Source organism: Pseudanabaena sp. PCC 9330 (assembly GCF_055795045.1).
The window spans coordinates 22977-49352 of sequence record NZ_JAYFES010000072.1 but is presented as its reverse complement, the minus strand read 5'-3'; the positions used below and the strand labels follow the sequence as shown (position 1 = coordinate 49352).

At 55.2% G+C, this 26376-nt stretch carries 22 protein-coding genes; 11 read left to right on the top strand and 11 right to left on the bottom strand.

Features of this window, described 5'->3' with window-relative positions; genetic code table 11:
• Positions 1–42 precede the first annotated feature (42 nt).
• Complete coding sequence (locus AC0QKW_RS05215) at positions 43–480, top strand: caspase family protein (protein ID WP_473149997.1); 438 nt, start codon at positions 43–45, stop codon at positions 478–480.
• On the top strand, positions 396–650 hold the full coding sequence (locus tag AC0QKW_RS05210) for a Pepco domain-containing protein (protein ID WP_473150028.1): 255 nt from the start codon (positions 396–398) through the stop codon (positions 648–650). Before AC0QKW_RS05215 ends, AC0QKW_RS05210 begins: the two co-directional genes overlap by 85 nt.
• Positions 651–799: 149 nt before the next feature.
• Here the strand turns inward: AC0QKW_RS05210 and AC0QKW_RS05205 are convergent, their stop codons facing one another.
• From AC0QKW_RS05205 to AC0QKW_RS05185, 5 genes are all read right to left on the bottom strand, one after another.
• Positions 800–1792 (bottom strand): endonuclease/exonuclease/phosphatase family protein, encoded by a 993-nt coding sequence (locus AC0QKW_RS05205; protein ID WP_473149996.1) that lies wholly within the window; start codon positions 1790–1792, stop codon positions 800–802.
• Positions 1793–2077: 285 nt separating this feature from the next.
• Positions 2078–3355: a flotillin family protein gene (locus tag AC0QKW_RS05200; protein ID WP_473149995.1), complete on the bottom strand. Its 1278-nt coding sequence runs from the start codon at positions 3353–3355 to the stop codon at positions 2078–2080.
• A complete protein-coding gene (locus tag AC0QKW_RS05195; RefSeq protein WP_473149994.1) occupies positions 3352–4734 on the bottom strand; it encodes a flotillin family protein in 1383 nt (460 codons plus the stop codon). Before AC0QKW_RS05195 ends, AC0QKW_RS05200 begins: the two co-directional genes overlap by 4 nt.
• A gap of 82 nt (positions 4735–4816) precedes the next feature.
• A complete protein-coding gene (locus AC0QKW_RS05190; protein WP_473149993.1) occupies positions 4817–5458 on the bottom strand; it encodes a hypothetical protein in 642 nt (213 codons plus the stop codon).
• 93 nt (positions 5459–5551) lie between these two features.
• A complete protein-coding gene (locus AC0QKW_RS05185; RefSeq protein ID WP_473149992.1) occupies positions 5552–6874 on the bottom strand; it encodes a hypothetical protein in 1323 nt (440 codons plus the stop codon).
• 277 nt (positions 6875–7151) lie between these two features.
• Between AC0QKW_RS05185 and AC0QKW_RS05180 the strand changes: the two genes are divergently transcribed.
• The 5 genes from AC0QKW_RS05180 (at position 7152) to AC0QKW_RS05160 (ending at position 11885) form a co-directional block, all read left to right on the top strand.
• On the top strand, positions 7152–7874 hold the full coding sequence (locus tag AC0QKW_RS05180; protein WP_473149991.1) for a hypothetical protein: 723 nt from the start codon (positions 7152–7154) through the stop codon (positions 7872–7874).
• Between the two features lie 462 nt (positions 7875–8336).
• Complete coding sequence (locus AC0QKW_RS05175) at positions 8337–8867, top strand: hypothetical protein (protein ID WP_473149990.1); 531 nt, start codon at positions 8337–8339, stop codon at positions 8865–8867.
• Entirely contained in the window at positions 8864–9538 is a 675-nt protein-coding gene (locus tag AC0QKW_RS05170) for a hypothetical protein (protein WP_473149989.1), read from the top strand. The genes AC0QKW_RS05175 and AC0QKW_RS05170 overlap by 4 nt, the downstream gene beginning before the upstream one ends.
• A 410-nt stretch (positions 9539–9948) precedes the next feature.
• On the top strand, positions 9949–10770 hold the full coding sequence (locus AC0QKW_RS05165) for a ParA family protein (RefSeq protein ID WP_473149988.1): 822 nt from the start codon (positions 9949–9951) through the stop codon (positions 10768–10770).
• A 23-nt stretch (positions 10771–10793) separates the two neighbouring features.
• Positions 10794–11885 carry a ParB/RepB/Spo0J family partition protein gene (locus AC0QKW_RS05160; protein WP_473149987.1) on the top strand — a complete coding sequence of 364 codons (1092 nt, stop codon included), beginning with the start codon at positions 10794–10796 and terminating at the stop codon, positions 11883–11885.
• A 131-nt stretch (positions 11886–12016) separates the two neighbouring features.
• On the opposite strand, the gene AC0QKW_RS05155 is transcribed toward AC0QKW_RS05160, so the two are convergent.
• Positions 12017–12943, bottom strand: coding sequence for a LysR family transcriptional regulator (locus AC0QKW_RS05155; RefSeq protein WP_473149986.1), 927 nt, complete (start codon positions 12941–12943; stop codon positions 12017–12019).
• Between the two features lie 106 nt (positions 12944–13049).
• Here AC0QKW_RS05155 and AC0QKW_RS05150 point away from each other — a divergent pair, with 106 nt between their 5' ends.
• The gene (locus tag AC0QKW_RS05150; RefSeq protein WP_473149985.1) at positions 13050–13925 is read left to right on the top strand and encodes an aspartoacylase; all 876 of its coding nucleotides are present in this window, start codon (positions 13050–13052) and stop codon (positions 13923–13925) included.
• Between the two features lie 4 nt (positions 13926–13929).
• Positions 13930–14151, top strand: a complete 222-nt coding sequence (locus AC0QKW_RS05145) for a hypothetical protein (protein WP_473149984.1) — start codon at positions 13930–13932, stop codon at positions 14149–14151.
• A 9-nt stretch (positions 14152–14160) separates the two neighbouring features.
• On the opposite strand, the gene AC0QKW_RS05140 is transcribed toward AC0QKW_RS05145, so the two are convergent.
• Together AC0QKW_RS05140 and AC0QKW_RS05135 are read right to left on the bottom strand one after the other, a co-directional pair.
• Positions 14161–18192, bottom strand: a complete 4032-nt coding sequence (locus AC0QKW_RS05140) for an NACHT domain-containing protein (RefSeq protein WP_473149983.1) — start codon at positions 18190–18192, stop codon at positions 14161–14163.
• Between the two features lie 280 nt (positions 18193–18472).
• Positions 18473–19384: a DUF5996 family protein gene (locus AC0QKW_RS05135; RefSeq protein WP_473149982.1), complete on the bottom strand. Its 912-nt coding sequence runs from the start codon at positions 19382–19384 to the stop codon at positions 18473–18475.
• Between the two features lie 256 nt (positions 19385–19640).
• Here AC0QKW_RS05135 and AC0QKW_RS05130 point away from each other — a divergent pair, with 256 nt between their 5' ends.
• Together AC0QKW_RS05130 and topA are read left to right on the top strand one after the other, a co-directional pair.
• Positions 19641–21017 (top strand): flavin monoamine oxidase family protein, encoded by a 1377-nt coding sequence (locus AC0QKW_RS05130; RefSeq protein WP_473149981.1) that lies wholly within the window; start codon positions 19641–19643, stop codon positions 21015–21017.
• A 168-nt stretch (positions 21018–21185) separates the two neighbouring features.
• The gene (topA, locus tag AC0QKW_RS05125) at positions 21186–23369 is read left to right on the top strand and encodes a type I DNA topoisomerase (protein ID WP_473150027.1); all 2184 of its coding nucleotides are present in this window, start codon (positions 21186–21188) and stop codon (positions 23367–23369) included.
• Positions 23370–23573: 204 nt separating this feature from the next.
• Here the strand turns inward: topA and AC0QKW_RS05120 are convergent, their stop codons facing one another.
• The 3 genes from AC0QKW_RS05120 to AC0QKW_RS05110 all read right to left on the bottom strand — a co-directional run bounded on the left by AC0QKW_RS05120 (position 23574) and on the right by AC0QKW_RS05110 (position 26335).
• The gene (locus tag AC0QKW_RS05120; protein ID WP_473149980.1) at positions 23574–24152 is read right to left on the bottom strand and encodes a YdeI/OmpD-associated family protein; all 579 of its coding nucleotides are present in this window, start codon (positions 24150–24152) and stop codon (positions 23574–23576) included.
• A 175-nt stretch (positions 24153–24327) separates the two neighbouring features.
• The gene (locus AC0QKW_RS05115) at positions 24328–24639 is read right to left on the bottom strand and encodes a DUF2461 family protein (protein ID WP_473150026.1); all 312 of its coding nucleotides are present in this window, start codon (positions 24637–24639) and stop codon (positions 24328–24330) included.
• 157 nt (positions 24640–24796) lie between these two features.
• A complete protein-coding gene (locus AC0QKW_RS05110) occupies positions 24797–26335 on the bottom strand; it encodes an amidohydrolase family protein (RefSeq protein WP_473149979.1) in 1539 nt (512 codons plus the stop codon).
• Positions 26336–26376: the final 41 nt, after the last annotated feature.

Here is a 26376-nt window from a genome sequence, read left to right as displayed (position 1 = left end):
AACTGGTAATGAAGATCACTTTGCGATGAAAACTTGGGCGGGATGAGTAAAAACTGGGCCATCTGCATTGGCATCAACAATTATTCCCGCCTGCAGCCCTTGCGTTATGCCGTCAGTGATGCCGCCGCTGTGCGCGACTTTTTTTTGCAGGAGGGGCACTTCGAGCAGGTCTACTACTTTGCCGACGATGCGCCCCCGATCGCAACGCCGCAGGGGTCAATGGAGGCTAAGCCCACCTTTGCCAACCTGCTCGACTTTTTTGAAAAACGCTTTCAAAAACCATTTTTGAATGTAGGCGACAACCTCTGGCTGTTCTTTGCGGGCCATGGTGAGCTGCACGAGGGCCACGACTACCTGATGCCCATCGCGGTGGCGGCTTTGGTTCCCCCGAGACCATTGAGACCACAAGGACAGTTACCCGGCGCAAGCGGGTCTCGCTCGATGCCCAGGCCCTCAAAACCCAGATGGAGAGCATGTTAGCCATTGTCAACGATCTGTTCAGCCAGGCCGATGCTTCCACGGGGCTGCGGCTCGATGAAGTCGAGCTGTCAGTCGAGATTAGCGCTGAAGGGCAGCTCAGCATCGTAGGAAATGGCGGCAAATTAGGCAATACTGGCGGCATTAAGCTGAAATTCACTCGCCCGACGTAGAGAGGTTATGGTTACGTCCGGGCTAGCAACACCTCGATTTCTTCACCTCGTTTAATCACACCTCTCTACCAAGCAAAACGATGGTCATTCCTACGCTGATGCTCAACTGAGACTGTGGCTGGCGCTAAGCAAGACACCCTAAAGATTGCTCAGCGCAGCCTCACTTGGGCCTGCACAGGCAGGTGATCAGACGCTTGAGCCGCTCCTGCAACCACCCCGACCTCAACCACCTCCAGGGTGGCGGGAGTATAGAAAATATAGTCGAGGGTGTACTGGGGCTGGTCAGAGGGAAAGGTCGCCTCCTCGCCTTCGGTTGGCTGGGCAGAAGCCAGCACCGGAGAATCTAGCAGGATCTGAATCGAGCGACTGTCACCCTCCTCCGTGCGATTCAGGCTGCTGTTAAAATCTCCCACCAGCAGCACCGGCAAGTCTTGGGCGTAGCCTTCTGCTAACTCGCGCACCACCTGGGTTTGGCGGGTGCGGGTGGGGGCATCAAAGGCTTCGAGGTGCACGTTGATCACAACCAAAGGTTGGCCAGATACTTCGATTTCGGTGACCTGGGCCACGCGATCGAGATACAGGGCATTGTAGTAAAAGGGGTTTGTCGGCACCTTGCCGAGCACCAGTCGCTCGTTGCGGCGAATGGGGTAGTGGCTGAGCACCGCCTGGCCCGACACGACCTGCTTAAAGTGGGCCTGGGGTGGCCAGTAGGGAAAGGGCACGTAGTGCTTGTCCCAGTTGACGGCGATCGCACCGTAGGCCATCTCCAGCGCCGCCGAAACCGCAAACTGCTGGTTCAGGTTGAAGGATCGATAGGCGTCAAAGTCAATTTCCTGGAGTGCCACAATGTCGGGCTGCAACGATGCCAGCGCCTTGACTGCCGTGGCCTGGTTGCGGTCAGCTAGGGTGCGATCGCGCTCTACCGCCTGCTGATTGGTCAACCCCGACAGATAGCCAATGTTGTAGCTGACAACGGTGAGCTGATCTGGGTTAGCCGCTCCGGCAGGGTAGGCCTCGTAGGTGACCAGGTTATCGTAGTCGGCAGCTCGCCAGTTGGGGGAGCTGATGTAGACAAAGGTGCCCACCAGCGCCGCCACCGGCAGCCCCAACGCTAGCAATCCGACTGGAATAACGGTTTTCATTGATCTCTGGTCCCTGATCCCTGGGGTGTACTACGCCAGTAACGCCGATGTGCTGTCGTTTACCCAAGGGTTGTCTTTGGTGACCCGACTACTGCCCCGCCACAGATTGCGGCCATGGCCAGAGACATTCAGGAGCCCGCCCAGTACAGAAAGACATGCTGAGTCGGCAAGCCGTTATACCGAATCCGAATTCCATACCATACCCCCAATTTCCAATCGGCCAACCTGTAGGGGCGAACTGCCGTTCGCCCAGAGGTATTAGGGGTAGCCAAGCAGGCTTCGGTATTATCCCTGGCTGTCAGCGTCTGATTTAGCCGCTAAGGAAGCCGGGGAGGCACCGCCGCCAAAATTCTGCAACGTTTGGCCCAGATCGACCCCGGTGGCCTGTTTCATTTGCTCCATAAACGAGGCCAGCTTGGTGGCGTTGCCGCCGCCGCCGGGGTCGATTACCGTAATGCTGTCTACTACAACCTCGGGCACCGTGGCCACCAGATTTTCTAGCAGCCCCTCCAGCTTTTGAAACAGAAAGATCTCGCGGGCGTGATCGCCGGCTGCCTGCCAGGTGGTAGCCAGTTCGCGAATGCCCTCGGCACGGGCGCGACCGTCTTCGACAATGCTGGCGGCGTCGCCCTTGGCGCGGGCCTGGGCCTGCTGACAGGCGGCCACAGCGGGGGCAATCACATCCGCCTGGAGCTGCTGTTCTACCTGGTTGCGGCGTTCGCGCTGGATAGCTAGCTCGGCTTCGGTGCGGGCGACTTCGGCGGCAATTTCAGACTCGGCTTCGGAGATGGCGGCCTGGCGCTGGCTGAGGGCGTTTTGCAAACGGCGATCGGCATCGGCGCGGGTGGTTTCAATTTTAGCCTCGATCTGGCGTAGGGAGGTGCGCTTCAGGTTTTCGGCAGATTGTAGGGCTGACTGGGCCTTGGCTTCGGCCTCTGCAATGCGGGCATCGCGAAACAGGTCGGCTCGCTGTTTGCGCCCGATCGAGTTGAGGTAGCCGACATCGTCGGAAATGTTTTGAATTTGCAGGTTGTCGAGAATCAGCCCCAGCTGGGCCAGGTCGTCGTCGGCTTCGTCGAGTAGGTTGCGCACAAAGGCCATTTTGTCTTCGTTGACCTGCTCGGGGGTGAGGGTGGCCAGCACGCCGCGCAGGTTGCCTTCGAGGGTTTCGCGGGCAATTTTTTCGATCTCTTCGCGGCTCTTGCCCAGCAGCCGCTCGATCGCATTGTGAATCGCCGGTTCTTCGCCCGCAATTTTGATATTCGCCACACCATCGACATTGAGGGGAATGCCGCCCTTGGAGTAGGCATTGGCCACCTTGAGGTCGATGATCATGTTGGTCAGCTCCATGCGGAAGGTTTTTTCCAGCAGGGGTTTGCGAATGCTGCTGCCGCCCTTGACCAGGCGATAGCCGACGCTGTGGCCGTCGCTGACGGTGCGGCGATCGCCCGAAAAGATCAGCACCTCACTGGGCTGACAGATGTAGTAGAGATTTTTGATGATCAGCAGCAGGCTACCGGTCGCCCCAAACATGACGACTAAGAGGGTGAAGATGAGACTCATGGGGTGGGCTCCGAAGGTGGGGTGAGGGTGGCGGGGGAAGATAGGGAGGGAGATGATGGGGAATGGGTGGCGGCGAGGGGAATGCCGAGGATGTCTTCGGACTGGCGCAGAAACTGCTTCACCATTTCGGGGTAGGCGTTGAGCAGCGATGCGATCGCCTTGCCGTCCCCGTTGTCAATCACGTTCACCTTGTCGAGCAGCAGTCGACTGGGAATGCGCCCGGCCTGCTTTAGCACCATTTCGAGCTGCTGCACCAAAAATAGCTGGGAGGCATCAACCCCCGTGTCTTGCCACACCTGCACCAGCATTTGGCTGGCCTGGGCTGAGGCTTTGGCGTTTTCTTCGAGCGTGGCGGAAGCTCCGCGAGCCTGAAATTCTTGGGCGCGCTGTTGGGCCTTGGCGGGCAGCACCTGCTCCACCTCCAGGCGGGCCTGTTCGAGATTGGCGCGAATGGCTTGCAGCTCTCGCTGGGCACGGGCTCGGGCCTCCTCGGCGGCACCCTGGGTGCGCTCTTCTTCAATGCGGGCCTGCTTTTCTACCTCGGCGGTGATTCGGCGCAGCTCGTTTTCCTTTTCTTGAATGACGGTGCGGGCCTGGGTTTTGGCTACCTCAGCCTGGCGAGTACTGTCGGCTTCGATCTGCTCGGCCTCGGCCTTGGCATTAGATTCGGCGATTTCGGCATCGCGCACCACGTTGGCGATCTGTCGCCGCCCAATGGAGTTGAGGTAGTCGACCTGGTCAGCCACGCTTTGAATTTTTAGGGTGTCGAGGTGCAGGCCCAGCTTGACCAGGTCGTTGCGCACGTCGCTGGCAATGCGCTCGGCAAACTCCAGGCGATCTTCGTTGAGCTGCTCGGGGGTGAGGGTGGCCACCACGCCCCGCAGGTTGCCCTCCAGGGTTTCCCGCGCCACCCGCGAAATTTCTTCGCGGCCCCGGCCCAAAAAGCGCTCGATCGCATTGCCCACCAGGGTTTCATCGCGGGCAATTTTTACATTGGCGATCGCCTGAATATCCAGCGGCGTGCCCCCTTTGGAGTAGGCGTTGGTGACCTCAATGGGCACCGGCATGGTGGTCAAATCCATGGTTTTAACGGTTTCGAGAATGGGAATGCGAAACGTGCGCCCGCCGTAAATCACGCGATAACCCATCGTCTGCCCATCGGCCCGGCGATACTTGCGGCCAGAAATCACCAAAATTTTGTTGGGGTCGCAGATCTGCACCAGGGCATTCACGCCCCAGATCGCGATCAAAATGGCGAAGATGAGGACGGCGATCGCTCCACCGCCCAAGGCTTGTCCGCCGGTCTGGGCGATTGTCGGAGCGGGGGGCATTGCCTCCGCTAGGGCCACTGTTTCGGTCTGGTTCATTCTCGCTGTCATGCCTGTACGCTCCTTGGTGTGCCAAAATTCTCACCGCCCTATCTAATCAGGGCGCACAGCAATGCGCCCCTACCGTGCGCCCCTACATCTCTTCCACCCCTTCTGCAGCTGCCACCCACAGCTTGTCTCGCTCCATGCCCACCACCAGCACCCGCTCCCCCCGGCAAAACTCGCGCTCTTCTTGGGTGATGGCGAAAAAGCTGACGGTGGAGCCGCCGATGCTGAGGCTGACTTTGCCCCGACTGTTCGTGCCAAAGGGAATCTCGACCGTGCCGAGCTGGCCGGTGAGCGTTTCGGGGCGGATCAGGCTGCTGACCGATTGGCGACTGAGCGATCGCAGCACCAGCGCCGCCACCAGCCCACAAAATAGGCCCATCAATAGGGCAATCAGGGCGACCAGCCAGGCCTCTAGGTCGGGCTGCACCCAGGTCAACAGTAGCCCGGTCAGCCCAAAGAAGCAGAGGGCAAAAGTCCAAAAGCGCAGGCTGAGCAGGGGCAACCACCAGCGCGATCGCAGCGCGGCGAAGGTCTCGCCTAGGTGGGTACCAAAGTCAACGTCGTCTAGGGAGCCATCGCCATCACTGTCGATCGCCACATCGAAGTCGCCGTCAAAATCGCCAGCAAAATCGATCCCATCAAGCCCGCCAACGGCGGCGAGAAACACAAAAATGCCTCCCCCAATCAAGCAGAGTCCATAGACCACCATGGCTGAGTGATACCTCACGGGGATGATAAAACCTTCGGCCCCGTTGCCAGGGTACTCGCGCTTTCCTAGCGATCGCCCGTTTTTTGATGAATTGCAATGGAACTCCCCTGGTCACCCGGCAGCGCCGCTATCCAGCTCTGCCCAACTGGCGAGGCGCTCTGAACCGTCGCCCTCTAGCTGGGCCTGGGAAATCGCCCCCCGCAGCTCCAGGCGAAACTGATCTAGCCCTTCTATCAGGCGATCGCGCCCTTCTCCCCCACTCCGCTCATCTAGCTCAAACGCCGCCTTCAACTCGCGCAGCTGGGCCAGCATCGCCCCCTGATCAAGGCTGCCGTTGCGGCCATCCCCCAGGGCTTGCAGCCGTGCCAACAGCTGCGCCAACACCTCCAGCCGAGCCAGGTGGCCCTGCACCCGACCGGCAATGCGAGGGCTAAACCGGCCTCTCTCCTTCACCCCATCCAGGGTATAAAGCGCCTCAGCCACATGCCCGTTAAAGTCATCGATCATCTGTTCGATCTTTTCCTGCACGGTTTCTCGCATTGCCGACATGCCATACAGAGTCGTGCGCCGAATAGCGGCGGCAGCGGTGGCTTCCTCGGCCTGGGCGATCGCCACTTGAGCCTCAGCATTCTCCTTCACCAGATCGACCATCGACGCCATCGGCTCTGGCTCAGAGTTGCCAAAGCGAATGGCTTTCGCCAGCTTGCCCCGCTTCGGAAATTTCTTCAGTAGTTTGAACTCAAATTTGGGCAAAATCTCTAGCTGTTGCTGGGCCGATCGCAGCGAGGCCAGGTCGGCGGGGTCAGGGTCCTGGTCACGCTCCACTGCCTGATCGATACTTACCGACACCCGGTCGATCTCATTCATCAAAGCCGTTCTGATCTTGCCCACAATTCGCTCTACCCGGCCAATGTGGCGATCGTGCGCCTCGTCGTATACCGCTAGACAAATCTCCACCAGCTGCTCGGCCCGCGCCCGGCCTAGCTCAATGCGATCCAGCAGCGTGGGGAACTGCTCAGGAGCAAACATCCACCCCTCCTCTTTGCCCAGGCACTCGCCCAAAGACTGGGCCGACTGGGCGATGTAGGTCAGCTTATGGTGGCACCAGGCCATCGTCACCACATCGCCCGGCACAATCAGATAGACCTCCTCACCGTCAGGGTTTCGGGTGATAACCGGGTCTCCCGTCCACTCTGCTCTAAACAGGTCATTCATCCTTGCACTAGAGGAAACCCCCTCCGCTGCCAGGCTCAGCGCCGTCTTGGTGAGCAAATTACTCTTTGGCAGCTGGCAACTCCCCGGCCCAGACTTGATCGAAAACCTGACCACATAAACCGTCTGATCAATGCCGATGCGCTGAGTTTGCACCCTGGCCCCCCTGGGGCTAAGGGCTCTAGGGCTGCCGACGGTGGAGTTTAGCGATTCTTTTGGCATAGGGAGTGCCTTTAAGGCGCTTATTTATGGACTGACCTAGACAACATAATATTCAGCTTTAGCTAAAGCTGAAATTTTTTGGCAAGAAAAGCCGTCTTCTTGGGCCGGCAGGTGTAGGCATAGTGGCTCTCACGGTAGCTCTCATCTTTTGAGGGGGCTATTCTGCTAGGGCGATCGCATCTTGAGAGGCCTTCCCCTGCTTCTCTGGGTGGGTCGCCGCTGGTTTTCTCGATACCTATGTATTAATATGAGTGCATCGATTGACGCCATTACCCCTATGACTGCCAGTGTTGAACGACTCGATCGCATAGAGGCCATCCTTGCGACATTGGCTGAGGGGCAGGCCGCGTTTAGTGCCGGTCAGCAGCAGATGCAGGCCCAGCTCGAGCGCACCGAAGCTCAAATTGAACGCACCCAAGCTCAGATCGAGCGCACCGAAGCCCAATCTGAGCGCACCCAGGCCCAGCTCGAACGCACCGAGGCTCAAGTTGAGCGCACCCAGATTCAACTCGAACGTACTGAAGCCCACGTTGAACGCACCCAGATTCAGCTCGAACGCACCGAGGCTCAGGTTGACAACACTCAGACTCGGCTTGAACGCACTCAGGCTTTAGTGGATAGCACCCTGGCGATCGCCAACAGCAACGCTAGGGCCATAGAGGCCTGGGCTGCCCGCACTGAAGAAATCGTCATCGATACCGAAGAAGCCACCAGCTCCACTCGGGCTGACCTCGCTGTGCGTATCGAAGACAACGCCCATAATCAGGGGATCGACCGAGTTCGATTTGACGCCCTGCACGAAGAACACAGCCAGCGATTTGAAACCCTGCTCGAAGAGGCTAGGGCCGATCGCGTGGCCTGGCGGCAGAGCCTTGACGAGCAACTGGCAGAAATGCGCCGCGATCGCGACTCCAATAGCACCGAGCACCGCGCCTTCACTCAAAATATTCAGATTCTGCTGGCTGAGATCTCTCGCCTTTGGCAGCGCCTGGCTAGCTAAAAAATTTTGCTAGATGAAAGTGTCGGTCGTTCATTGTGGTCGAAGAAAGGATCTTCGGCAGTGGTGAATTGTGGTTCACAGCCGCTGCCGTCATTTTGTTAACCAGGGTTGACGCCCATCAATGCAGTACCGCGTTGACGGCGACTCAGCTATGCCCGTAGGTTTGCAGAGCCAGATCTTTGCCTTGGCTTGGGGTAGCAACTTTATCGTTGTGTAATTTTTAGTGTAAGTAAATGCTCTTACGCTGTTGATGCTGTTCACGCTGCCCAACATTTCCTTCGATCTAGGGATAGTACTGACTTATAATAAAAAGAAGCTACTTACACTAAAAATTACACAACCTAGTGATAGGTATGTCTAAATTTAGACTGAGACTCGTGATCAACTCTATTTGTGGAGATCACAGTCTCTCAGGTGGACTTTGAACCGGTTGCTTTCCTAGTTGCAAAATGCACCAGGGCCATGCCTAGACGAATTAACCCGCAATGTCTTCACTGTGCCCAACTGTCTGTCGAAGAGGCTCGCCATCTGCACGGTGCCCAGGGTGACGGATGCTGGGAAGAAAGCCGTTGTCATCGTCGGCGATCGCACTACCGCAACCGCCGCGACAACAATGCCTCTCGCCGCAGCACCTATCGCCAATCTGTAGAAGAAAATCAGTCTGGCCAGGCTACTGAAACCATTTCTATCGCGATCGCACTCAAGCCAGTTGCCTACCTATACCTCTATCGCCAAAAGCGCCAAGATGCCCCTCTACATGCCATATCGGTTTCTGTGTGGGAAGGGGAGCAGCATTTGCTAGATATAACTCCCATTCATTGCGCGGGGATGCGAAACCAAAAGATCCAAGAATACTTGATGGATGTGCTAAAAAACCTGCGTGAACGATATGGGATTATAAAATTTGAGCCTGAAATTCGCCTAGAGCCTGCAGAATGCCCCATTAAAAACTGCCCGCTCAAACCTCATTTGATTGCTGAGGAAGGCCAATGAATTTTAAGCAGCTGGAACTAGAGTTGGAATTAGTTCTAGAAGATGCCGCCGAAAATCCGTTGCTGGCAGACGTTCAATCTCTGTGGCAACAGATTGAACCTTTTTGGGCTCAATTAGCGATTCAAGACCAACTTCAGCTCGGGGGGAGGGCGATCGAGCAATTGGCTGAGCTGCACTGGTCTAAGGCTCAATCGCTACTAGACGATTGGGAGAATACCCATGACCCCCAAGATCCGGCTCTGCCGAGTGATTGGTTGCAGGGCCTCGTTCGGCAGACACAGCACGTAGATCTTTCTGAGTTAACGGCCCCAGCGAAACGAAGACATAAAGCTAAGACTACACACCCGAAGGCAGATGAAGAGACGGTTGTAGGGGCAGTACCAAAAGAAAACATTCTGAAGATGCTAGACCAGGTGGAGCAAGCGGAGCAAAAGTCAGCAGCCCTGGCCGTGGCCCATGAGGAGCGAGTGCAGGATTGGGTGGCTGAAATTACCACCTGGTTCCAAACTCATCCTCAGCCAATTTACCTTTTACAGCTCCGAGAGCAATTGGGATGGCCCCTAGTGCAGCTGTGGCTGTGTCTACTATTGGGTGGTTTTAAGCTAGAAGTCGCTGATCAGTACTTTTACAGCCTGGATGTCTTAGTATCCATTGCCCCGAGCAAGCTATAGCTCTGTGAGATAACTGTACTTTCCTGAGAACACTTTTCTGCCTAGGAATCTAGCCAGTCCTAATGCCCATATCCCCAAAGACTGTGATAATTCCAGAATTATCACGTCGTTCCATAGCTAAACCGCCCCAAAAACGTCAGTTCGATTGAACCACATGCAGCGGAAAAGTGGGTCATCTCCCCTCTTGGGAGGGGTGCCCGGAGGGCGGGGTGGGTCAATCGCACACGGCGATGGTGCTACTTTCTTTAGCGAAGATGCTTATGTCTAGGGTAGACCCACCCCTGCCCCTCCCAGGAGGGGAAAGTGGGCCACTTTAAGGATAAAGATGGCACTTTTCTCGCTAAACGCTGGAATTATCAGCCTGCGCCTAATACTATAGGGGCAGGCTACGCTACCCAGGCAAATCAACCATGCTGCAAAAACGAATTGCCATCATGTCAAACAGCGGTGGTGTCGGTAAGACCACGCTGGCAGTGAATCTTGCCTACCAACTAGCTGGCATGGGCAAAAAAGTTGCCCTATTTGGCTGCGATCCAAATGGATCCTTAACCCTGTTTTGTGGCCTGGAAGATCCGCTCAACGCCGATGAAACCGTCGATTATGTCTTAAGACCAGAATTTTCTGGCGATTATCCCCTCAATCCAGTGTGGCAGGACGTTATCCCAGGCATTGACGCCTGCTTGGGTGGGCTGATTCTTACCGAAACATCTCAGCGCTTAGTGCTGACAAAGCGGGGTGAATATCTCCTCGCTGACAAATTAGAGGATCACCCTCTACCCCATGACGTGATTATTTTTGACTGTCCCGGCACCATTGAACAGGTGCACACTGTTGCCCTGGCCGCGTCTACCCACATTTTGCTCACCCTAAAGCCAGAAGACAAAGATATCGACGCCTTAGCAAAATTGCTGAACTGGATTTACGAAACTCGTCGAGATCTACGACTAAAGCCAACGCCAGAAATCTTAGGGGTTGTCCCCAACGGTTTCAAAGATCGGGCCATGCACCGAGACAACCTAGGTCTATCTCAGCTTGAAGGGGTAGAGAGCTTACCCGCCATTCTTAACCAGATGAAAATATCTCTATTCCCCACGATTAGAGATAGCGCCTATATCGCCAATGCTGCTGCTGTGGGTTTGCCGCTGGGAATCTATCGGCCCAAAGAACCCATCAATGAGATCTACAAAGACATTGCAGTCGCCATCACCCAAGCAACGGTAGGAGAGAACTAATGGCAAGAAATAGCAGACGTCCCATGACCAGTATGTTTGAGCAAGCCGTCGAGGCGCAGAAAGAAGAAGAGTTAGATCGGCTTAGGGCCGAAATTGATCGGCTCAAACTGTCTCAGGCCAATGGATCTGGCGAATCCGGATTTATTCAAATTCCGGTTTCTCAGATATTGGCTTTGCGCCTGCCCGACAACCTGAAGCAACCCCGGCGCTATTTCGACCCCGAAAAGCTGGCTAAGCTGCGAGACTCTATTCAAAAACATGGTCAAGTCTTGGAGCCGATTTTGGTGCGCCGCGCCGCCGATGGCCTTTATGAAACCATTAGTGGAGAACGGCGATGGCGCTGTTGTACAGAACTCAAGATTGACTTTATCCCGGCTATGGTAGTTGAGATGAGCGATGAAACGGCGCTCGAAGTTGCCCTGATTGCCCATCTTTTGAGCGAAGAGATTAGCGCTATTGAGGAGACAGATTCTATCCTCAGTCTGCTCAAGCTTAGGCTGGGCCAAACCTTTGAAGAAGTCAAGCAATTCTTGATATCGATCAAAAACTATCAATCGAGGGGAGATGGTGCTGAGCTGGTTGAAGCCAATGGTGACAAGGTGGCCATCATCGAGGCAGTTCTAGAAGAGTTTGGCCTGAAGGTCAGCAGTTTTGTCTCTAATCGCCTGCCACTGCTAAACCTCAATTCTCAAATCATTGAGGCGGTGCGCTCTGGTGAGATTAGCCCTACCAGCGCCACTTTGATTAACCGAACACCGGAACATCATCAAGCGGCGTTGATCGAGTTTAGCAAGACAGCCACCAAGACCCAGCTTAAGGAAAAGATTGATCAGCTGAAATACGTTGAACAGTCTCAATGGATAGAACCTGGCGACCTGGTTGATAATTCCGGAATTATCATGCCAGCAACCCAGCCTCAGCGCAATGACGATAATTCTGGAATTATCATGACGACTGTTCCGGTTCAAGAGCGCATCTACACTCGGTTGAAGAGTATTCGCAGGCGGAAGTCGCTTTTGAATGATCAACGGGTGCAAGAACATCTTGCCCAAGTTGACTCGGTGCTAGAAAAAATTGAGGCGATCGCTGGAGAAAAGGGAATCTCTCTTTCCTGAGTAATGAACCTTCCCTCCCCACTTTAGTTACAGATTCTAGGGGCATATTCATAGCTTTTGCCAAAACAATAAAGGCCATATGTACCCATTTGAACCCCAATGGCCTATTGCTTTTAGGTTTGACCCGCTGGCTAAAGATTGAGCGACTTGATCACAGCGAGAAAGTTTTTTAGGGTCGCTGACGAATTGCTCGATGACCACACAGCTACGATTTCCAACCGTGGGGAGGGCTCCTGAATGGGGCGATAGACTACCCCTTGGCGCTGGAGTTGAGTTACGTTGGCGGGCAGTAGAGATACTCCAACGCCTCCGGCCACGAGGCTCAACACGGTTGTGATCCAGGCTGCTTCTTGAACAATGGTGGGGGTGCAGTGATTGTGCTTTAAAAGTTCGTCAATCTGCCCCCGTAGACCAAAGAGCTTTGTGCTGGGCGGCAGCACAAAATTTGCGCTATTTAAACAGGACAGTGGCACCTGCGATCGCCGGGCTGCTGGGTGTTGTGCGGGCAAAACTAGCACCAACGGCTCGTCGGCAATGGAGGTTACCTCGAAACCTTTGCGATCTTCCTCGGGTAGAGCCGCCAGATTATGTCGATGGAAGCAGCCTACGTCAATCTGGGCGCTGTTCAATTGCCTGATCTGATCGTAGGAGGCCAACTCGTGGAGCGTTAACTTGACCTGGGGAAACTGCTGACAAAACGCCTGAACGATCGCAGGCAGATGACTGTTGGCAATCGACGTATTGATGCCGACAGTGAGACTGCCCCGCTGGCCTGCCTGGGTGGCTTGCCCTAAGGTGACAGCTCGCTGAGCCTGGCTCAAAAGTTGCTCAGCCTTGACTAAAAAGTCGTCCCCAGCCTCGGTGACCCCTAGAGGGCGGGTCGAGCGATCGAACAGTTTGAACCCCAGCTTGGTCTCTAGACGCTGGATTTGTCGGCTTAAAAAGCCCTGATCAAGATCCAGGGCGATCGCCGCCTGAATGAATCCTCGATGCTCTTTGACGGCGATCGCGTACTTAAGCTGCCGAAAGTCTAAGTCGTGCCAATCCGCAAAGGCCATAGCCACTATGACTAAAAAATCATGGTGTAATGTTGATGATGACGATTTTATCATGGTGTATCCCGTTAAGCTGCTCTCATTCGGTCAGCTATTCACGGACAAACCCATGGACAAAATTAACCGCGTTTTGATCGTAGGGGGCACCCACGGCAACGAACTGATTGGGGTTTATGCCATCAAAACTTTTGCAGCCCGGCCCGACCTCGTGCGACGGTCAAGTTTTGGAACACTGACGGTGCTGGGCAACCCCGAGGCGATCGCTGCCAATCGCCGCTACATTGACCACGACTTAAACAGATCCTTTGGCACTCCGGCTCAACTGGGTGGCATGGGGTATGAATGGCAGCGGGCCGCAGCCCTGCGCGAGCAGTTTGGCCCTAGGGGGCAGCAGCCCGTCGATTTTGTCATTGACCTGCATAGCACTACCTCAAACGCTGGAGTCATGCTCATTCTCGACAGCCTTTCGGGCTTTACCCTGGGGCTCGCGGCCTACATCAGCAGAGTGCATCCAGAGGTGAAGCTATACAGCTCTGAGGGGTCTGGCCGCCAACATGATTCGCTGCGATCGCTGGCTCCCCACCGCTTGGGCATTGAAGTTGGCCCCGTTGCCCATGGCACTTTAGACGCCCAACTCTTTCAAAAAACTAAGGCGATTGTGCAGACCACCCTCGATTACCTGGAGCACCACAACCTTGGCTCGACGTTAGTCGGGCCGCCTACAGCACTTACGCTCTACCAGTACGTTGATGTCCTCGACTATCCCAGAGATGGCGAAGGAAATCTCCTGGCGATGATCCATCCCCAGCGCCGAGACTATGCGCCCCTGGGGCCGGGGGAGCCGCTATTTCTCACCTTTGGGCAGGAGGTCATTCCCTATCGAGGCAACGCCACGGTGTATCCCGTGTTTATCAACGAAGCGGCCTATTACGAAAAAGGGATTGCCCTCTGTCTGACGGAAAAGCGCATCTATCAACTTGATTGACTATATGGAACAACCTCATTGGCCGGTACCCTGGTGCTGGCCCTGCCGATCGCTGAAGCCTTGGTTAAGGTACGCACTGGCCCCCCGATCGATGCATGAATTGCCGGTGTGGGCGGGGGAGATTCCGCTGCGACTAGCGGGGGCGGCGCCGGTGGCGGATGAGCAGGGCGTGGCGCAGCTTGAGGTGCCGGGGTATGCGGTGGCCTACCGGCGCGGAATGTGTTGACAAAAAATTCTATTTGGGTTTGGACACATCCAAAACAAACACATCAATCAGCCCTCTGAGCGCTTGCGGTAGGCTTGCCTCAATGCTGATTCTAAGTTCCTGAGCACTCACGATACCGTGTGCTTTACGTCCAGCAACCTTCTCATCTGCGCCAAACCAAATTACGAGGAAAATGCCCTGTTGCTCTGCGTCTGGGTGTATTGAGTAGCGTTCATGCAGTTGGGCGGCCGCAGCTGTGTATAGCTCGTTGTGCCACTGCCCTTTAACCTCTGTAACAAGCAATCGTCTTTCACCGCCAATCATTTTGGTGACTGTGAAATCGCTCCGGTTTGCGTCTTTTAGCTCATGCTCCTTCACGACAGAAATGCCTTGCGGCTCAAGCCTCCAACTGAGACGCTCAGCAATAATTTCCGTAGACCGCACTTCGCCTAATCGATCACCTTTCTCATAAAAGCGATTTGCGGAGTTGAACTCTCCGCCATCAATAGCTCTCTGGAAGTACTGAAGTTCTTCGACAACAAGTTGCCGCAAGCCTTCTACAGTGACCACTGCATCACGATCCAGAAGATTCACTATTTCCTCTGGTGTTGGCGGCTCAAAATCCCTGAGTGCTTTATTTCGTACTTGACTAGCATGTATGCTCTTCAGACTATTGTGTAAGTCAGCGAAGCGCAAATCAGCAAGAAGCCGTTCGAGAACAGGGATAGCATCATCGGGATCATCTGAGTTAATTAACCAAATTATTTCGGTCAAGAAGCGGTATGCGTTCTCTTCTTTAGGACTTCCCGTTCCCCAGTGACTCGGCAGATCTACCTTAGGCCATTTTTCAATAAAGGCATCTAGAATAGCTTCTACCTTGATTGATGTGAGTTTTGGCCAATAGGCATGAGTACCAGGGCTCATTCGCCCAGATCGCTCGTAAAGTATAAGCACAGTGTTTTTATCTGCTTTGAGCCAGTCCCAGTATGTTTCAGGCGCGTCGTCGAGAAAGTACCATGCGCGTACTAACCAGAAAGTGCGCTTCCTTTCTATCTCTTCACTTCCAGTAGGGTTAGGCCAGTCGGCCAAAAGCTCTTCACAACGCTTTGAAATAATTTCTTTTAGGTCATCTCGATTACCATGCTGAGCAGCCATTTCGAAAAGCGTGTTTAGTGGCCCAAGCTCCAATTCCTGAAAAAGTTTAAGCCATTCAATTGATAGCGTGGCACGAAAATTACCAAAGATTTCCTCGCTATTTAACAACCAAACTTCAGGATGTACACATCCCAACTTTGCTAGTTGCGGCTCAACGTACTGTTGGAGAAAATTCTCGGCACTATCACTATCAGGAAAGATTAAGCGGTCGACTTCCTTGAATAGGGCATCACGTTCTTCAGCAGAGACTGCTCCATAGCTCATGCTTATGTTAGTACGCAGTGCTCTGAGAAGGTGAAGATCAACCTCTTCTAAGGTACCTTGAAAACGCATGATCTCTAAGCAAGCTGCATAAAGTATCAGCTCTGAATGATGATACTGCGAGGCACACTGTAGTTCCGCAAGTTCAAACAGTTCGGGAACGTACGGAGCTATGAAGTCGAGACAGTTTTTGAGTGCATTCCGAACGATTGCCTCATTACCAAACTCTTGTTCAATTTTATCTGGTGCTGTAAGCACAAGCTCTGCAAAGCGAACCAAGCAATTCCAATGACGGCCGCCTTCGACAAGCTCTCGGTTATCTTGAACATACTTGATGTTCGCTGCCCGTATTTCGTCTTCTTTTCTGCGACGGCGATTGATCTTTCGAGTACGTCTATCATGCCAAATACGTCTATCTTGGGCGAATGTTTGCGCTCTAGCCCTGTTTATTTTGGCCCACTCTCGCATAAATAAGGGTTTTTCCAGTGCTTGTTCACGCATATGACGCCGCAAGTCGTTTGGGCCTCGCGTTCCCTGGTTTTGATAGTACTGATGCCCAGATATGAAATTTACCCACAAGTCTGGGTTGTCAGTTTCAAACGCCAGATCGACTATAAATTTATAGTCGTTTTCTCGAAAATGAAGGCCAGCATGGGAGTGGGAGTGCCAATCGAACTTATTAATCTGGGTAGAAATCTCGTCACGGTCAGTTAGCCTTACAAAAACATGAGCAATAATGCCTTGGCGCAGTTCATCATCTTCTTGAAGTACCTGAACTGACTTACTTTGGTCTATGCCTGGTTGCTCATGGAAGTTTAGGTTTCTGAACCATTGCCAAAGCCGTAGTAGATCAAAAGGGGGTGTCGCCAATTCGAAGTAGCGATCCAACATTGACCCTACGATTTTGCTTATACCGTTTCGGCAGTCACATCTATAAGGTTTCTTTCCACATGTGCATATCAAGTCTTTGGTCAATTCGTCTAAGAGCCACTCAATAGTCGTAAAGTCTAGCCCTTTGATGAACTTTTTCAGGAAGTAGCGATCACCCATTGCCCGCTCATATTGTTCTTGGTGGCTTGGATAAAGCTTTGAGCAAATCCGAAGAAATTCTGAAAGATAAGTTCGCTCAAATGTTTCCGGGCCTAGAGTTTCGATGGCTTCGGCCACAATGCTTAGAGAAGTATTACTCGCTTCAGAAATAAGAATGTCTAAGTTAGAGCAATGATCATCACCGTCGATATCGAGCAAACACCTATTCGCCAAAAAACGAGTGTTTTCGCTTTCAGTCGGCATTAGAGTGAGATGGCGCAACTCATCTCTCAACAGTTCAATTGCTGGTAATCCTGCTAAAAGCTCAAGGAGGAGATCACGCAAGTGTCCGTCACTTCCAGATGTGAGAAGAGGTTTAATCTCTTCTACAACATCTTGGGTAAAGAATCCTGCAACGCTGAACCGACGCCAGGAATCGCCTCTTCGAAAGTAAGGATCTTGTGTCTCAATTTCTTTAAGTTGGTTCACAAGCAGGCGTTTCGACGAAGGCTCAAGCTGGGAAGAATCGCCGTTCGCTAGTACTGCATAAGGGTCAAGTTCAATCACAGATTCCTCGATAGGTTTGTTACCTAGCGCTGCCATCCAACCCAGCAGACCCCGCAGTTCATCCCGCACTGTAGAGTTTGGAGCAATAACAGGCAGGCACTTGGATAGCGTCAGAGGGTCTGCTAGATCTGCTATCCGCTTGGTGAGATAGTCTGCTGCACAGTATTCAGCGACAATCCTGTGAACTGGGCGATGCTGCTCCACACTATCGCCCAGCTTGAAAAGACGGGTTGCTAAGATTGCGTCAACTGGAGTGTCACCATCAAATAATGACTCAAGCAATGGATACATCCGATTTTCGGTGGCTTCACTGGTGCAGACACCTTCTGCACCGGACAACAAAAGCTTGGTAAAAACTTCTGATGCTATGTTAACTTTTTGAGTGGTCGAAAGTGCCGGATTGCTCCTCGCCACATTAGGGTTTGCTTCCTTAGCCAGATGTTCAACCGCTTGTGCAAATATTGATCGTCTGTCGGTGAAGTGTCTTTCGCTCCCGACATATGCATCAGCAAACAGTTTAAGAAACTGAGGATTTGGGAGAAGCGCTTCTAAATTAAATCGAGCAACCTCGGCATAGAAAGCTGTGAACTCCTCCCCCGCCAGATGATGATCAAAGATCGCTCGCTGTTCCGCTTCATCAAACTCGCATAGCCTGACTACCAGAGGTGGATATTTCAAAAAGTCTTCGAATGCGTTTGTTGCAGCGTTATCCCACTCACTAGATCGGCTTGACAAGTAAACGTGGGTTGGGTTGGCCGCTTCAGCTTTGGCAAGAAGTTGGTAGATGCCTGAGTGGTCAACTTTTGACAGCTCATCAAATGCGTCAATCACCAGCGGGCTGTTGTTTGTCCTTACTCTTACGTACGCGAATTTGCTTGCTGTAACGGCTGTTGTACCCAACTGTTGAGCAAGACTACCCATCAACTCAGTTTTTCCACCGCCGGGTTCGGCCAATACAACGACGTGATTCGAAGCGGCGAGCAACTCTATTTCAGTATATATTTTGCCTTCACCTGCAAGGCTGCGTGGAAGGTAGAAAGTTGTACTCATGCCCGCGTAATATTCATCAATGGGCCGACTTGTCTAGCTTGAGCGGTGCGAACCGAAGCACTATTCAACTACAGTAAGTTTGAGTTACAGCATTAGTTTTAGATCGATCCAACCTCATCAGGAGATGCAGCAGATTACGTGAAAAACCTGGGAACCTAATATCCTTATGAGGGCTATAAGGTAGAAGATTCAGTATACTCAGCTTTCTAACTTTGAGCCCGATTACACAGATTCCCTTCAACTTAGCGCAACACCATAGACCGCTACCTACAAACCACCCTCACTTAAACCAAGTCTGCTTCAGCCCAGCGACATCCCACCCCGCCAGTTCAGCTGCCGCCTCGTAGGTACTGTGCAGAAACCCCAGCAGCGCCTGGTCAGGGTCAGCCGCCTCGCGCACCGCCTCGTAGGGCAAGACAAACTCCCCCAATCCCTCATGGAAAAATGCCGCCTCCGGCTGCACGATCGCATCCTTGAACCCCTCTGGCGTTGGGTAGGCGTAGGAATAAAACGCCGGGTAGCCCAGGCCAGTACCCGGCCAAAACCCAGCACTGCTGACTTCCTGACAGTAGGCCTCCTGAGCCACATCATCCGGCAGGTTGGGCACACCCCCCGGATGCGGTGGCGCAGACCGCCCCGAAAACCGCGTCACCGCCAGATCAAAACTGCCCCAGAAAAAATGCACCGGGCTGACCTTGCCGCAAAAGTAAGAGCGAAACTCGCGAAAAACTCGGTCAGACTGCAACAGCACCCGCCAAAACCGCTGGGCCGCCTCGGCGTCGTAGGCCCCATGGATGTCATCCTGCTCGAAAGGGATCGCGTCTGGAATTTCATTCGGCGTGGTGTGGATGCGCACGGGAATATTCAATTCCCCCAGGGCCGCCATCACCGCCTGGTAAAAATCTGCCACCGTGCGCGGTTGCAGCGCCACCGTTCGCTCCAACCCTGCACTGGTGACGATGCGCAGCTGGTGGTCAAAAAAATCAAAGTCGATCTGAAAAATCTGGTCATCGTGGGGTATGGTGCCCGTCGTCAGCCCCCGCGCCGTCAGGTACAGCGGCACATGCCACGAGTGGTTGATCCACGGCGTTTGCACCAGGCGAATCTTGCCCACAATCTGCGTCCACAGGTGCAGAGTGGTGCAGGTGTCTTGCCAATCATCCAGACTCAGCGGCGGCCAGCGATCAGACATAGCGGTTCCCCAAGTAGTTCAAGCACAGTGGGTCAATCGGGTCAGTCTCTTGATTGCCATGCTACTGCACCTTCAGCTCTAGCTGTGGCGGAAAATTCTAGCTTTAGCTAAAGCTGGAATAATGCTGGTGACCAAGGGCGATCGCCTTTAACGAGAAACGGCATTATCGACTGATCTGATTTTGGTCTGGGCAGGCTAAAGTGCTGTGGTCTATAAGGATGTCTGAGTAATCTTGTCCCACAGCAGAGGTGACTCTATGCCAACTATCTATGACTGCATTGTGGTGGGGGCCGGGCTGTCGGGGCTGGTCGCGGCCCGCAATCTCTATCGGGCCGGGCACAGCGTGCTGGTGATCGAAGCTCAGCAGACCCTGGGCGGTCGAATGGTGGGTCGGCGGTTGCCCTCTGGCCAGTGGATCGACTTTGGCGGACAGTGGGTCGGGCCAACTCAGGATCGATTTTTGGCGCTGCTGGATGAGTATGGCGTTCGCCGCTTTCCCTTTGCCGTTGAGGGTAAAAAAGTGCTGGTGTTCGATGGCGATCGCTACGAGTTTGACGGCTTCTTTGAGGGCTTCCCCGAAGGCGAACCTCCCCAGGTCAGCGAGGCCGAATGGCAGGATGCGATGACCGCCTGGGAGCGGTTTGAAGCGCTGGCTAAAACCCTGCCCCCCGGCCATCCCCGCCGCAACGAACACACCCAAGCCCTAGACAGCCAGACCTTCGCCCAGTGGATCGACGCCAATACCACAACAGCGTTTGGGCACTGGTACTTTGCTTACATGGCGCGAACGGTGGGCTTTCTTGGCCCTGCCGAACCGGGTCAAGTCTCGCTGCTGCACGTGCTCTGGGGGCACACCTGCGCCTCCCAGGCCGAGTACCCCGAGGCCGAGCTGATCTGCGGTGGGGCGGGTCAGATGCCAGCCAAGCTGGCGGCGGAGCTGGGCGAGACCATTCGCCTGGGGGAACCCGTGCTGCGAATCAACCAGCATGAGACCGGGGTTGAGGTGGAAACCACCCAGGGCCACTTCGCTGCCCAGTACGCCGTGGTGGCCATGCCCCCCCATCTGGCGGGTCGAATTCACTACGAGCCGCCCCTGCCCCCAGTGCGAGCCCAGTTGACCCAGCGCGTGCCGATGGGCTGCTGCGCCAAGGTGCTGGTCTCCTACGACCGGCCCTTTTGGCGAGAGCGGGGGCTAGCGGGGCTGGCGATCGGCAACTGCCCATGGATTGAGCTGTGTGCCGATAGCTCTGACCCCGAAACCGGCGTTGGGGTAATGGCTGCCTTTGTAGTGGGCGATCGCTACCTAGCTTGGCGATCGCTGGGGCAGGCCGACCGCCGGGCGGCTATCTTGAGCGATCTGGCGGCCTACTTTGGGCCAGAAGCCCTTTCGCCAACTACCTACGACGAAGTGGACTGGCCCAGTAACCCCTGGGTGGGCGGGGGCTATGCCGCCTTCATGCCACCGGGGGTATGGACGAGCTATGGCGAAGCGCTGACCGCCCCGGTGGGGCGCATTCACTGGGCCGGTACAGAAATGGCCGATCGCTGGCCGGGTTTCTTTGATGGTGCCGTGCGCACCGGGGAAGCGGCAGCGGCGGCGATCCATACCCTACTCGGCGGAGACGGTAGCTAGGGTGAGTCTCACTGCCACAAGCTGCAATCAACCCTCTCGAATCGCCAAGAGCCTTAATTCAGAACCATGCATAGCTAGGGTGACGAGAATCAAAGTGGTGAAATTCTTAAGTTCAGGCGTACTATTAAGCTAGTGCGTTTGTACCGGCGATCGCCCATTGAGGCCACCATGACCAATTTGCTGCTGATCGAAAGCCCTGGCAAGGTAAAGAAGCTGGGGCAAATTTTGGGTTCGGGCTGGGTGATCAAGGCCAGCATGGGCCACGTGCGTGAACTCGCCAACGACGGCGAAGATGCCCTCGGCTTTGACCTGGGGGCCAACTCCATCGACTGCCGCTACCAGCCCCGCGATGATCGGGCCAAAAAAGTGCTGGCCGAACTGCGCCAAGCGGTCAAAGCCGCCGACTGCGTCTACATTGCCACCGACCCCGATCGCGAAGGCGAAACCATTGGCTGGCACCTCCAGCAGGCGCTCAACCTGAAGCATCCTCGGCGGGTGGTCTATAGCGAAATTACGGCTCAGGCGGTGCGGGCGGCGATCGCCCGTCCCCGCACCCTCGACCAAAGCCTGGTCGCCGCCGGTCGCGCCCGCGACTGCCTCGATAAGCTGGTGGGCTACAAGGGCAGCCGCCACGTGGTCTGGCCCCTAAACAACGGCGCAAAATCCATGGGCCGGGTGCAGAGCGCCACTCTGCATTTGCTCTGCGTTCGGGAGCGGGCCATTCAGGCCTTTGTGCCCCAAGACTACTGGAGCGTCTGGGTCACCTACGGCGAGGGGTTCAAAGCCTTCTATCGCAGCAGCCCCAAGCCCCAGCGGAAACCTGCCAAGGATGCAGAAGATAAGGGCACCGAGAACGAGTCGGAACGGGTGACCACCCAGGAGCGGGCGGACGGGCTGGTGGCGATCGCCCAGAACCACCCCCACCACGTCCTCCAGATCGAAGGCAAGCAGACCAGCCAATCGCCCCCGCCCCCCTTCGTCACCTCCACTCTCCAGCAGGCGGCGGGCTCCAAACTGCACTTCAGCCCCGAGCACACCATGAAGGTGGCCCAGGCCCTCTACGAAAAGGGCCACATCACCTACATGCGCACCGACTCGATTACGCTCTCGGCCCCATTTTGCGAGTCGGTGCGCCAGTACCTAGAGCAGCACGACCCCACCAACCTGCCCCGCCAAACCACCCGCCACCGGGCGATTAAAGGATCTCAGGAAGCCCACGAGGCGATTCGCCCCACCGATGTCAATCACCTGCCCCAGCAGCTCCAGCGCGAACTTTCTGCCGAACAGGCCCGCCTCTACGAGCTGATTTGGAACCGGGCGGTGGCCTCGCAGTGTGCCCCGGCGCGCCTGCGCAAAACTCGCATCGTCACCCAATCGGGCGACGCCTACTGGGAAGCCCGCGGCCAGGTGCTTGAATTTGCCGGCTACACCCGCTACTGGAACAACCTCAGCGCCGATGCGGTGTTGCCTGCGCTGACCCAGGGGCAACCGCTCCAGCTCGACCAGGCCCAGGCCGATGCCAAGCAGACCCAGCCGCCGCCTCGCTACAGCGAACCGAAGCTGGTGAAGCTGATGGAGCAAAAGGGGATTGGCCGCCCCAGCACCTACGCCCCGACCATCAAAACTCTGCGGGAGAGGGAATATGTGGAGTTGCACCAGGGCAAGCTCCAGCCCACCGCATTGGGACTGGAGCTAGACGGAGCCCTGGAGAAGCTGCTGCCCGACCTGATTCAGCCAGAGTTTACCGCCCAGATGGAGACGGCTTTAGATGCGATCGCCACGGGCGACCAAGAGTGGCAGGCCTACCTGCTCGACTGGCATCGGGGCTACTTTGCTCTGGCGATCGCCCAGGCGAAGTCCCAACTGCTCTCCCTGCCGACCTTTGCCGAGCATCCCCCGACACCGGGAGCGATGCCAGCGGAGCGATCGCCCGTCACCAGAGCCAGGCCTAATGGACAACCGACCAAAACGAAATGCCCCACCTGCGGCGAGGCGATGACTAAACTGCCCTCCCGTTCCAAGAAAATGAAGGCTAAGCACTTTCTCAAGTGCTCAGGCCCCGGCTGCGGCACCGTCATGTTTTGGAATGCCAAGGCCAAACGCTACGAGCTGCCCCAGGCCCAGCGCCAGGCCCTCAACTCCGAGATGTTTACCGATCATCCCTGCCCTGTGTGTGGTGCCCTGCTGGAGCGCTATGCCTACACCAAAGACGGCCAAGACAAAGTCATGCTGCGCTGCTCAATCCTTGACCATCGCCGGGGAAAATGTAAGGAGGTCGCTTTTTTCCAGAGTCGTGGGGAGTTTTGGTCGCCCAAATTTGGCACCTTGAAAATACCCGCATCCAGTCCTTAAAGGCCACCTATCTAACGGCTGATGCCCCCAGTCAACCGGCAAACACTGCTGAGACTCGATCGATAACTCAAGGCGTTCCTGAACGGGTAGCCCTGCAACTGAGTTGGGTTGCGGTAGGCAGCATGAAGATGACTCAGACAACGACCGAGGGCGATCGCCTGATTGAACGGGGCAATATCTCCGTGAAATCGTCGGGAAAATCACCTACATTTGCGGAACTTTCTGGTTTTGAGCCGATAGAACTGCGGTTTTTTCGATGCGTTTGGCGCGGGTGGCTGGGGTCTTGGCCAGCTTGATCCAGCGCAGCACGTTGCGGCGGTAGGACGGGGCAGAATTCTCGAAGATTTCTTTGGCGGACGGGTGGGAGGCCAGCGCTGCAATTAGGTCTTCGGGCATGATCAGGGCATCGACATCGTCCATGAAATTCCACAGACCATTGCGCTTTGATTGGGCGATCGCTTCTAGCCCAGCCGGGTGCATTTTTCCGGTTTTGATCAGGTTTTCGGCCCTGTCTTTATAGCTCTTGGCCCAGTGCTGCGCCTGGCGGGGCGAGATCATCTGCATGGTGCGATCGCCATCAAGCTGGCGACGAATGCCGTCTACCCAGCCAAAGCAGAGCACCTCATCGAGAATGTCTTGCACAGAGACGTATTTTTCGCCCATGTGCTTTTTGTAGGTCACTAGCCAAATGCTCTCTGGTTGGGTGTGGTTTTCCTTCAGCCACTGCCGCAGCTGCTGGGCTGAGGTCACCTCTACTTGCTCAAAATTTTCGGTTTTGATCATGGCAAAACAATTCCTTATACCAAATCCTCCTTGGTTGCCCCCGATTCAGCAGGGCAAACAACCGTTTGCCCCTACGGATTGGCCTTTTGGGAATCGGGGTTATGGGACTCGGATTTGATATTAGCCATAGAATGCGTCATTGCCTAGGGCGGCGCACCAGCGCTGACCCGCCTGCTTAAAGGCGGCCAAACTCTAGCAGGGAAGCGCAGCTTTTGGCGTAGTCCACAATGTCGCCATCGAGCCACGCTTCGCGACCGAGATGCACCAGGGTGACGAAACTTTTGAGCTTGATATAGTCGGCGTAGTCGTGCTCGGTAGGGGCGTCGTAGCCGCGCGGCATTTTAGTCAGTTTGTCCTCGTCGCTAAAGGAAAAACCGGCGGCCTCCAAGTCTTTGAGCCCCTGGGCAAATGCGTCAGGCTCGTCAATAATTTTGTCGCGAATGGGGCCAAGGGCGGCGGAGCTGAGCTTGTAATAGCCGCAGGCGATCAGGCCGCCCGATGCTGCGTCAGCCCTGGCCCAGATCAGCTACCGTTTCACGCGATCCGGCTCTGTTCTATCTTGCAGCGACGAACCCCTGGGGCCGATGGGGCTGATCGGCAGACACATGCAACCCCAGGGCCACCTGCAAGTTAGGGTTAGAGCCTTACCCCTTTTCAATGTGGGTAAAGCGCTCGATGGGCAGCGGCTGGGCCATCGCTTTTTGGTAGGTCATTTCAATGGCGGGCAGCAGTCGTTCGGCCTGGCGATAAATTTCGGATCGTTCCGCCTCGTACTCCCCTAGCAGGTCTTGTAATTCTGCCAGTAGGGCCGATTCATCGACGGTTAGCACCGTGCCATCGGCCACGACCAGCTTGCCGTTAATAAAGACTTTGCGAATGGACTGACCATGCTCAGCATAGACCAGGTGAATGGGCAGGTCGCCTCGGGGAATAAAGCTGGTGCTGTTGAGATCGTAAAGCACTAAGTCGGCTTTTAGGCCCGGCGCGATCGCCCCCACCTGGTCTTGCAGTAGGGCGGAGCGAGCCCCGCCATAGGTACCCCACTTCAGCACATCCTTAGCGCGAGGATAGCGAGAATAATCGGGATGGGTAACGGAATGTACCTGTCCGGCCATCTTCAGCACGTCAAACATATTGAATGAATCGTTAGAGCTCATGCCGTCAGAGCCCAGGGCTATGTTGACCCCAGCATCCATCAGCTGACGGATGGGGGCAATGCCGCTGCACAGTCGGTGGTTGCTGACCACGTTATGAATCACCGTCGCCCCGGCCTCGGCAATCAGTTCGACATCGCGATCGGTGAGCCAAATGCCGTGGGCAATGGCGGTGCGATGGGTCAAAATGCCGTGGCGCTTGGCATGGCTGACCACTGATTCCCCAGCCCCATAAAACTCTGGCCCGGTCACCGCCTGGGTCTTAGTTTCTAGCATGTGGGTGTGAATCGGTAGATCAAAGGTCTCCGACAGCTCCCCGATTTGATGCATCAGCTCTGGGGTGACCCGCTGGGGAGCCGATGGGGCCAGGGCCAGGGTAATCAGGCCATCTTTGCCGTGCCAATCGGCGTAAAAGTCTTTGAATAGGCTTAGCCACTCGTCGTCTGAAAGGCCCGCCATGGCATCGATATCTTGCCGCAGGTCACTGGGCAAAAAGTCTTCTAAGTAGGGAATGGTCTTGTAGAGGGGCAAATTGATGACATGGTGGGTCAGGCTAACTCGCAGACCAATATCTCGGTAGGCCTGGGCGACGGCGGCAAAAATTTCTGGAGTAATGTAAGGCAATTCAATCAGGTCGTCTTGGATGGTAGTAGCACCTGATTTCACCATTTCTAAGGCCCCCAGCAGGGTGCGCAAATAGCACAGGCGAGGGCTCAGGTGCTGCTGCTTGAGGGGAGGATAGGTGTAGAGCATCCAGACTTCTAGGGGCATCGCTTCGTAGCGGCCTTTTTCTAAGATCTCGACTGAGTGAGCATGGGCATTGACAAAGCCGGGAATCAGCAGTTGCTTACGGGCATCAATCACCGTGGCCGTTGATTCATCGATGTCTAAGGCATCGGCCACTTGAACAATGCGATCGCCCTCAATCAGCACATCTTGTATGCGAGGTTCGAGGTCTAAGCTGCCATCGGCGGTGCGGGTAAAGGGCAGCACGGTGGCTTGTTTAATCAGATAGCGCTGTGGGGTCATGGTGGTTTCTAGAATCACACTAAAGTTGACAATGAGAGGTT

Coding starts and splice junctions, on each gene's coding strand:
- AC0QKW_RS05145 (WP_473149984.1), top strand. CDS start 13,930: ATGGAACAACCTCATTGGCCGGTACCCTGGTGCTGGCCCTGCCGATCG.
- AC0QKW_RS05160 (WP_473149987.1), top strand. CDS start 10,794: ATGACCAGTATGTTTGAGCAAGCCGTCGAGGCGCAGAAAGAAGAAGAG.
- AC0QKW_RS05175 (WP_473149990.1), top strand. CDS start 8,337: ATGCCTAGACGAATTAACCCGCAATGTCTTCACTGTGCCCAACTGTCT.
- AC0QKW_RS05135 (WP_473149982.1), bottom strand. CDS start 19,384: ATGTCTGATCGCTGGCCGCCGCTGAGTCTGGATGATTGGCAAGACACC.
- AC0QKW_RS05140 (WP_473149983.1), bottom strand. CDS start 18,192: ATGAGTACAACTTTCTACCTTCCACGCAGCCTTGCAGGTGAAGGCAAA.
- AC0QKW_RS05120 (WP_473149980.1), bottom strand. CDS start 24,152: ATGATCAAAACCGAAAATTTTGAGCAAGTAGAGGTGACCTCAGCCCAG.
- AC0QKW_RS05150 (WP_473149985.1), top strand. CDS start 13,050: ATGGACAAAATTAACCGCGTTTTGATCGTAGGGGGCACCCACGGCAAC.
- AC0QKW_RS05110 (WP_473149979.1), bottom strand. CDS start 26,335: ATGACCCCACAGCGCTATCTGATTAAACAAGCCACCGTGCTGCCCTTT.
- AC0QKW_RS05215 (WP_473149997.1), top strand. CDS start 43: ATGAGTAAAAACTGGGCCATCTGCATTGGCATCAACAATTATTCCCGC.
- AC0QKW_RS05185 (WP_473149992.1), bottom strand. CDS start 6,874: ATGCCAAAAGAATCGCTAAACTCCACCGTCGGCAGCCCTAGAGCCCTT.
- AC0QKW_RS05200 (WP_473149995.1), bottom strand. CDS start 3,355: ATGAGTCTCATCTTCACCCTCTTAGTCGTCATGTTTGGGGCGACCGGT.
- AC0QKW_RS05180 (WP_473149991.1), top strand. CDS start 7,152: ATGACTGCCAGTGTTGAACGACTCGATCGCATAGAGGCCATCCTTGCG.
- AC0QKW_RS05130 (WP_473149981.1), top strand. CDS start 19,641: ATGCCAACTATCTATGACTGCATTGTGGTGGGGGCCGGGCTGTCGGGG.
- AC0QKW_RS05170 (WP_473149989.1), top strand. CDS start 8,864: ATGAATTTTAAGCAGCTGGAACTAGAGTTGGAATTAGTTCTAGAAGAT.
- topA (WP_473150027.1), top strand. CDS start 21,186: ATGACCAATTTGCTGCTGATCGAAAGCCCTGGCAAGGTAAAGAAGCTG.
- AC0QKW_RS05155 (WP_473149986.1), bottom strand. CDS start 12,943: ATGGCCTTTGCGGATTGGCACGACTTAGACTTTCGGCAGCTTAAGTAC.
- AC0QKW_RS05165 (WP_473149988.1), top strand. CDS start 9,949: ATGCTGCAAAAACGAATTGCCATCATGTCAAACAGCGGTGGTGTCGGT.
- AC0QKW_RS05195 (WP_473149994.1), bottom strand. CDS start 4,734: ATGACAGCGAGAATGAACCAGACCGAAACAGTGGCCCTAGCGGAGGCA.
- AC0QKW_RS05205 (WP_473149996.1), bottom strand. CDS start 1,792: ATGAAAACCGTTATTCCAGTCGGATTGCTAGCGTTGGGGCTGCCGGTG.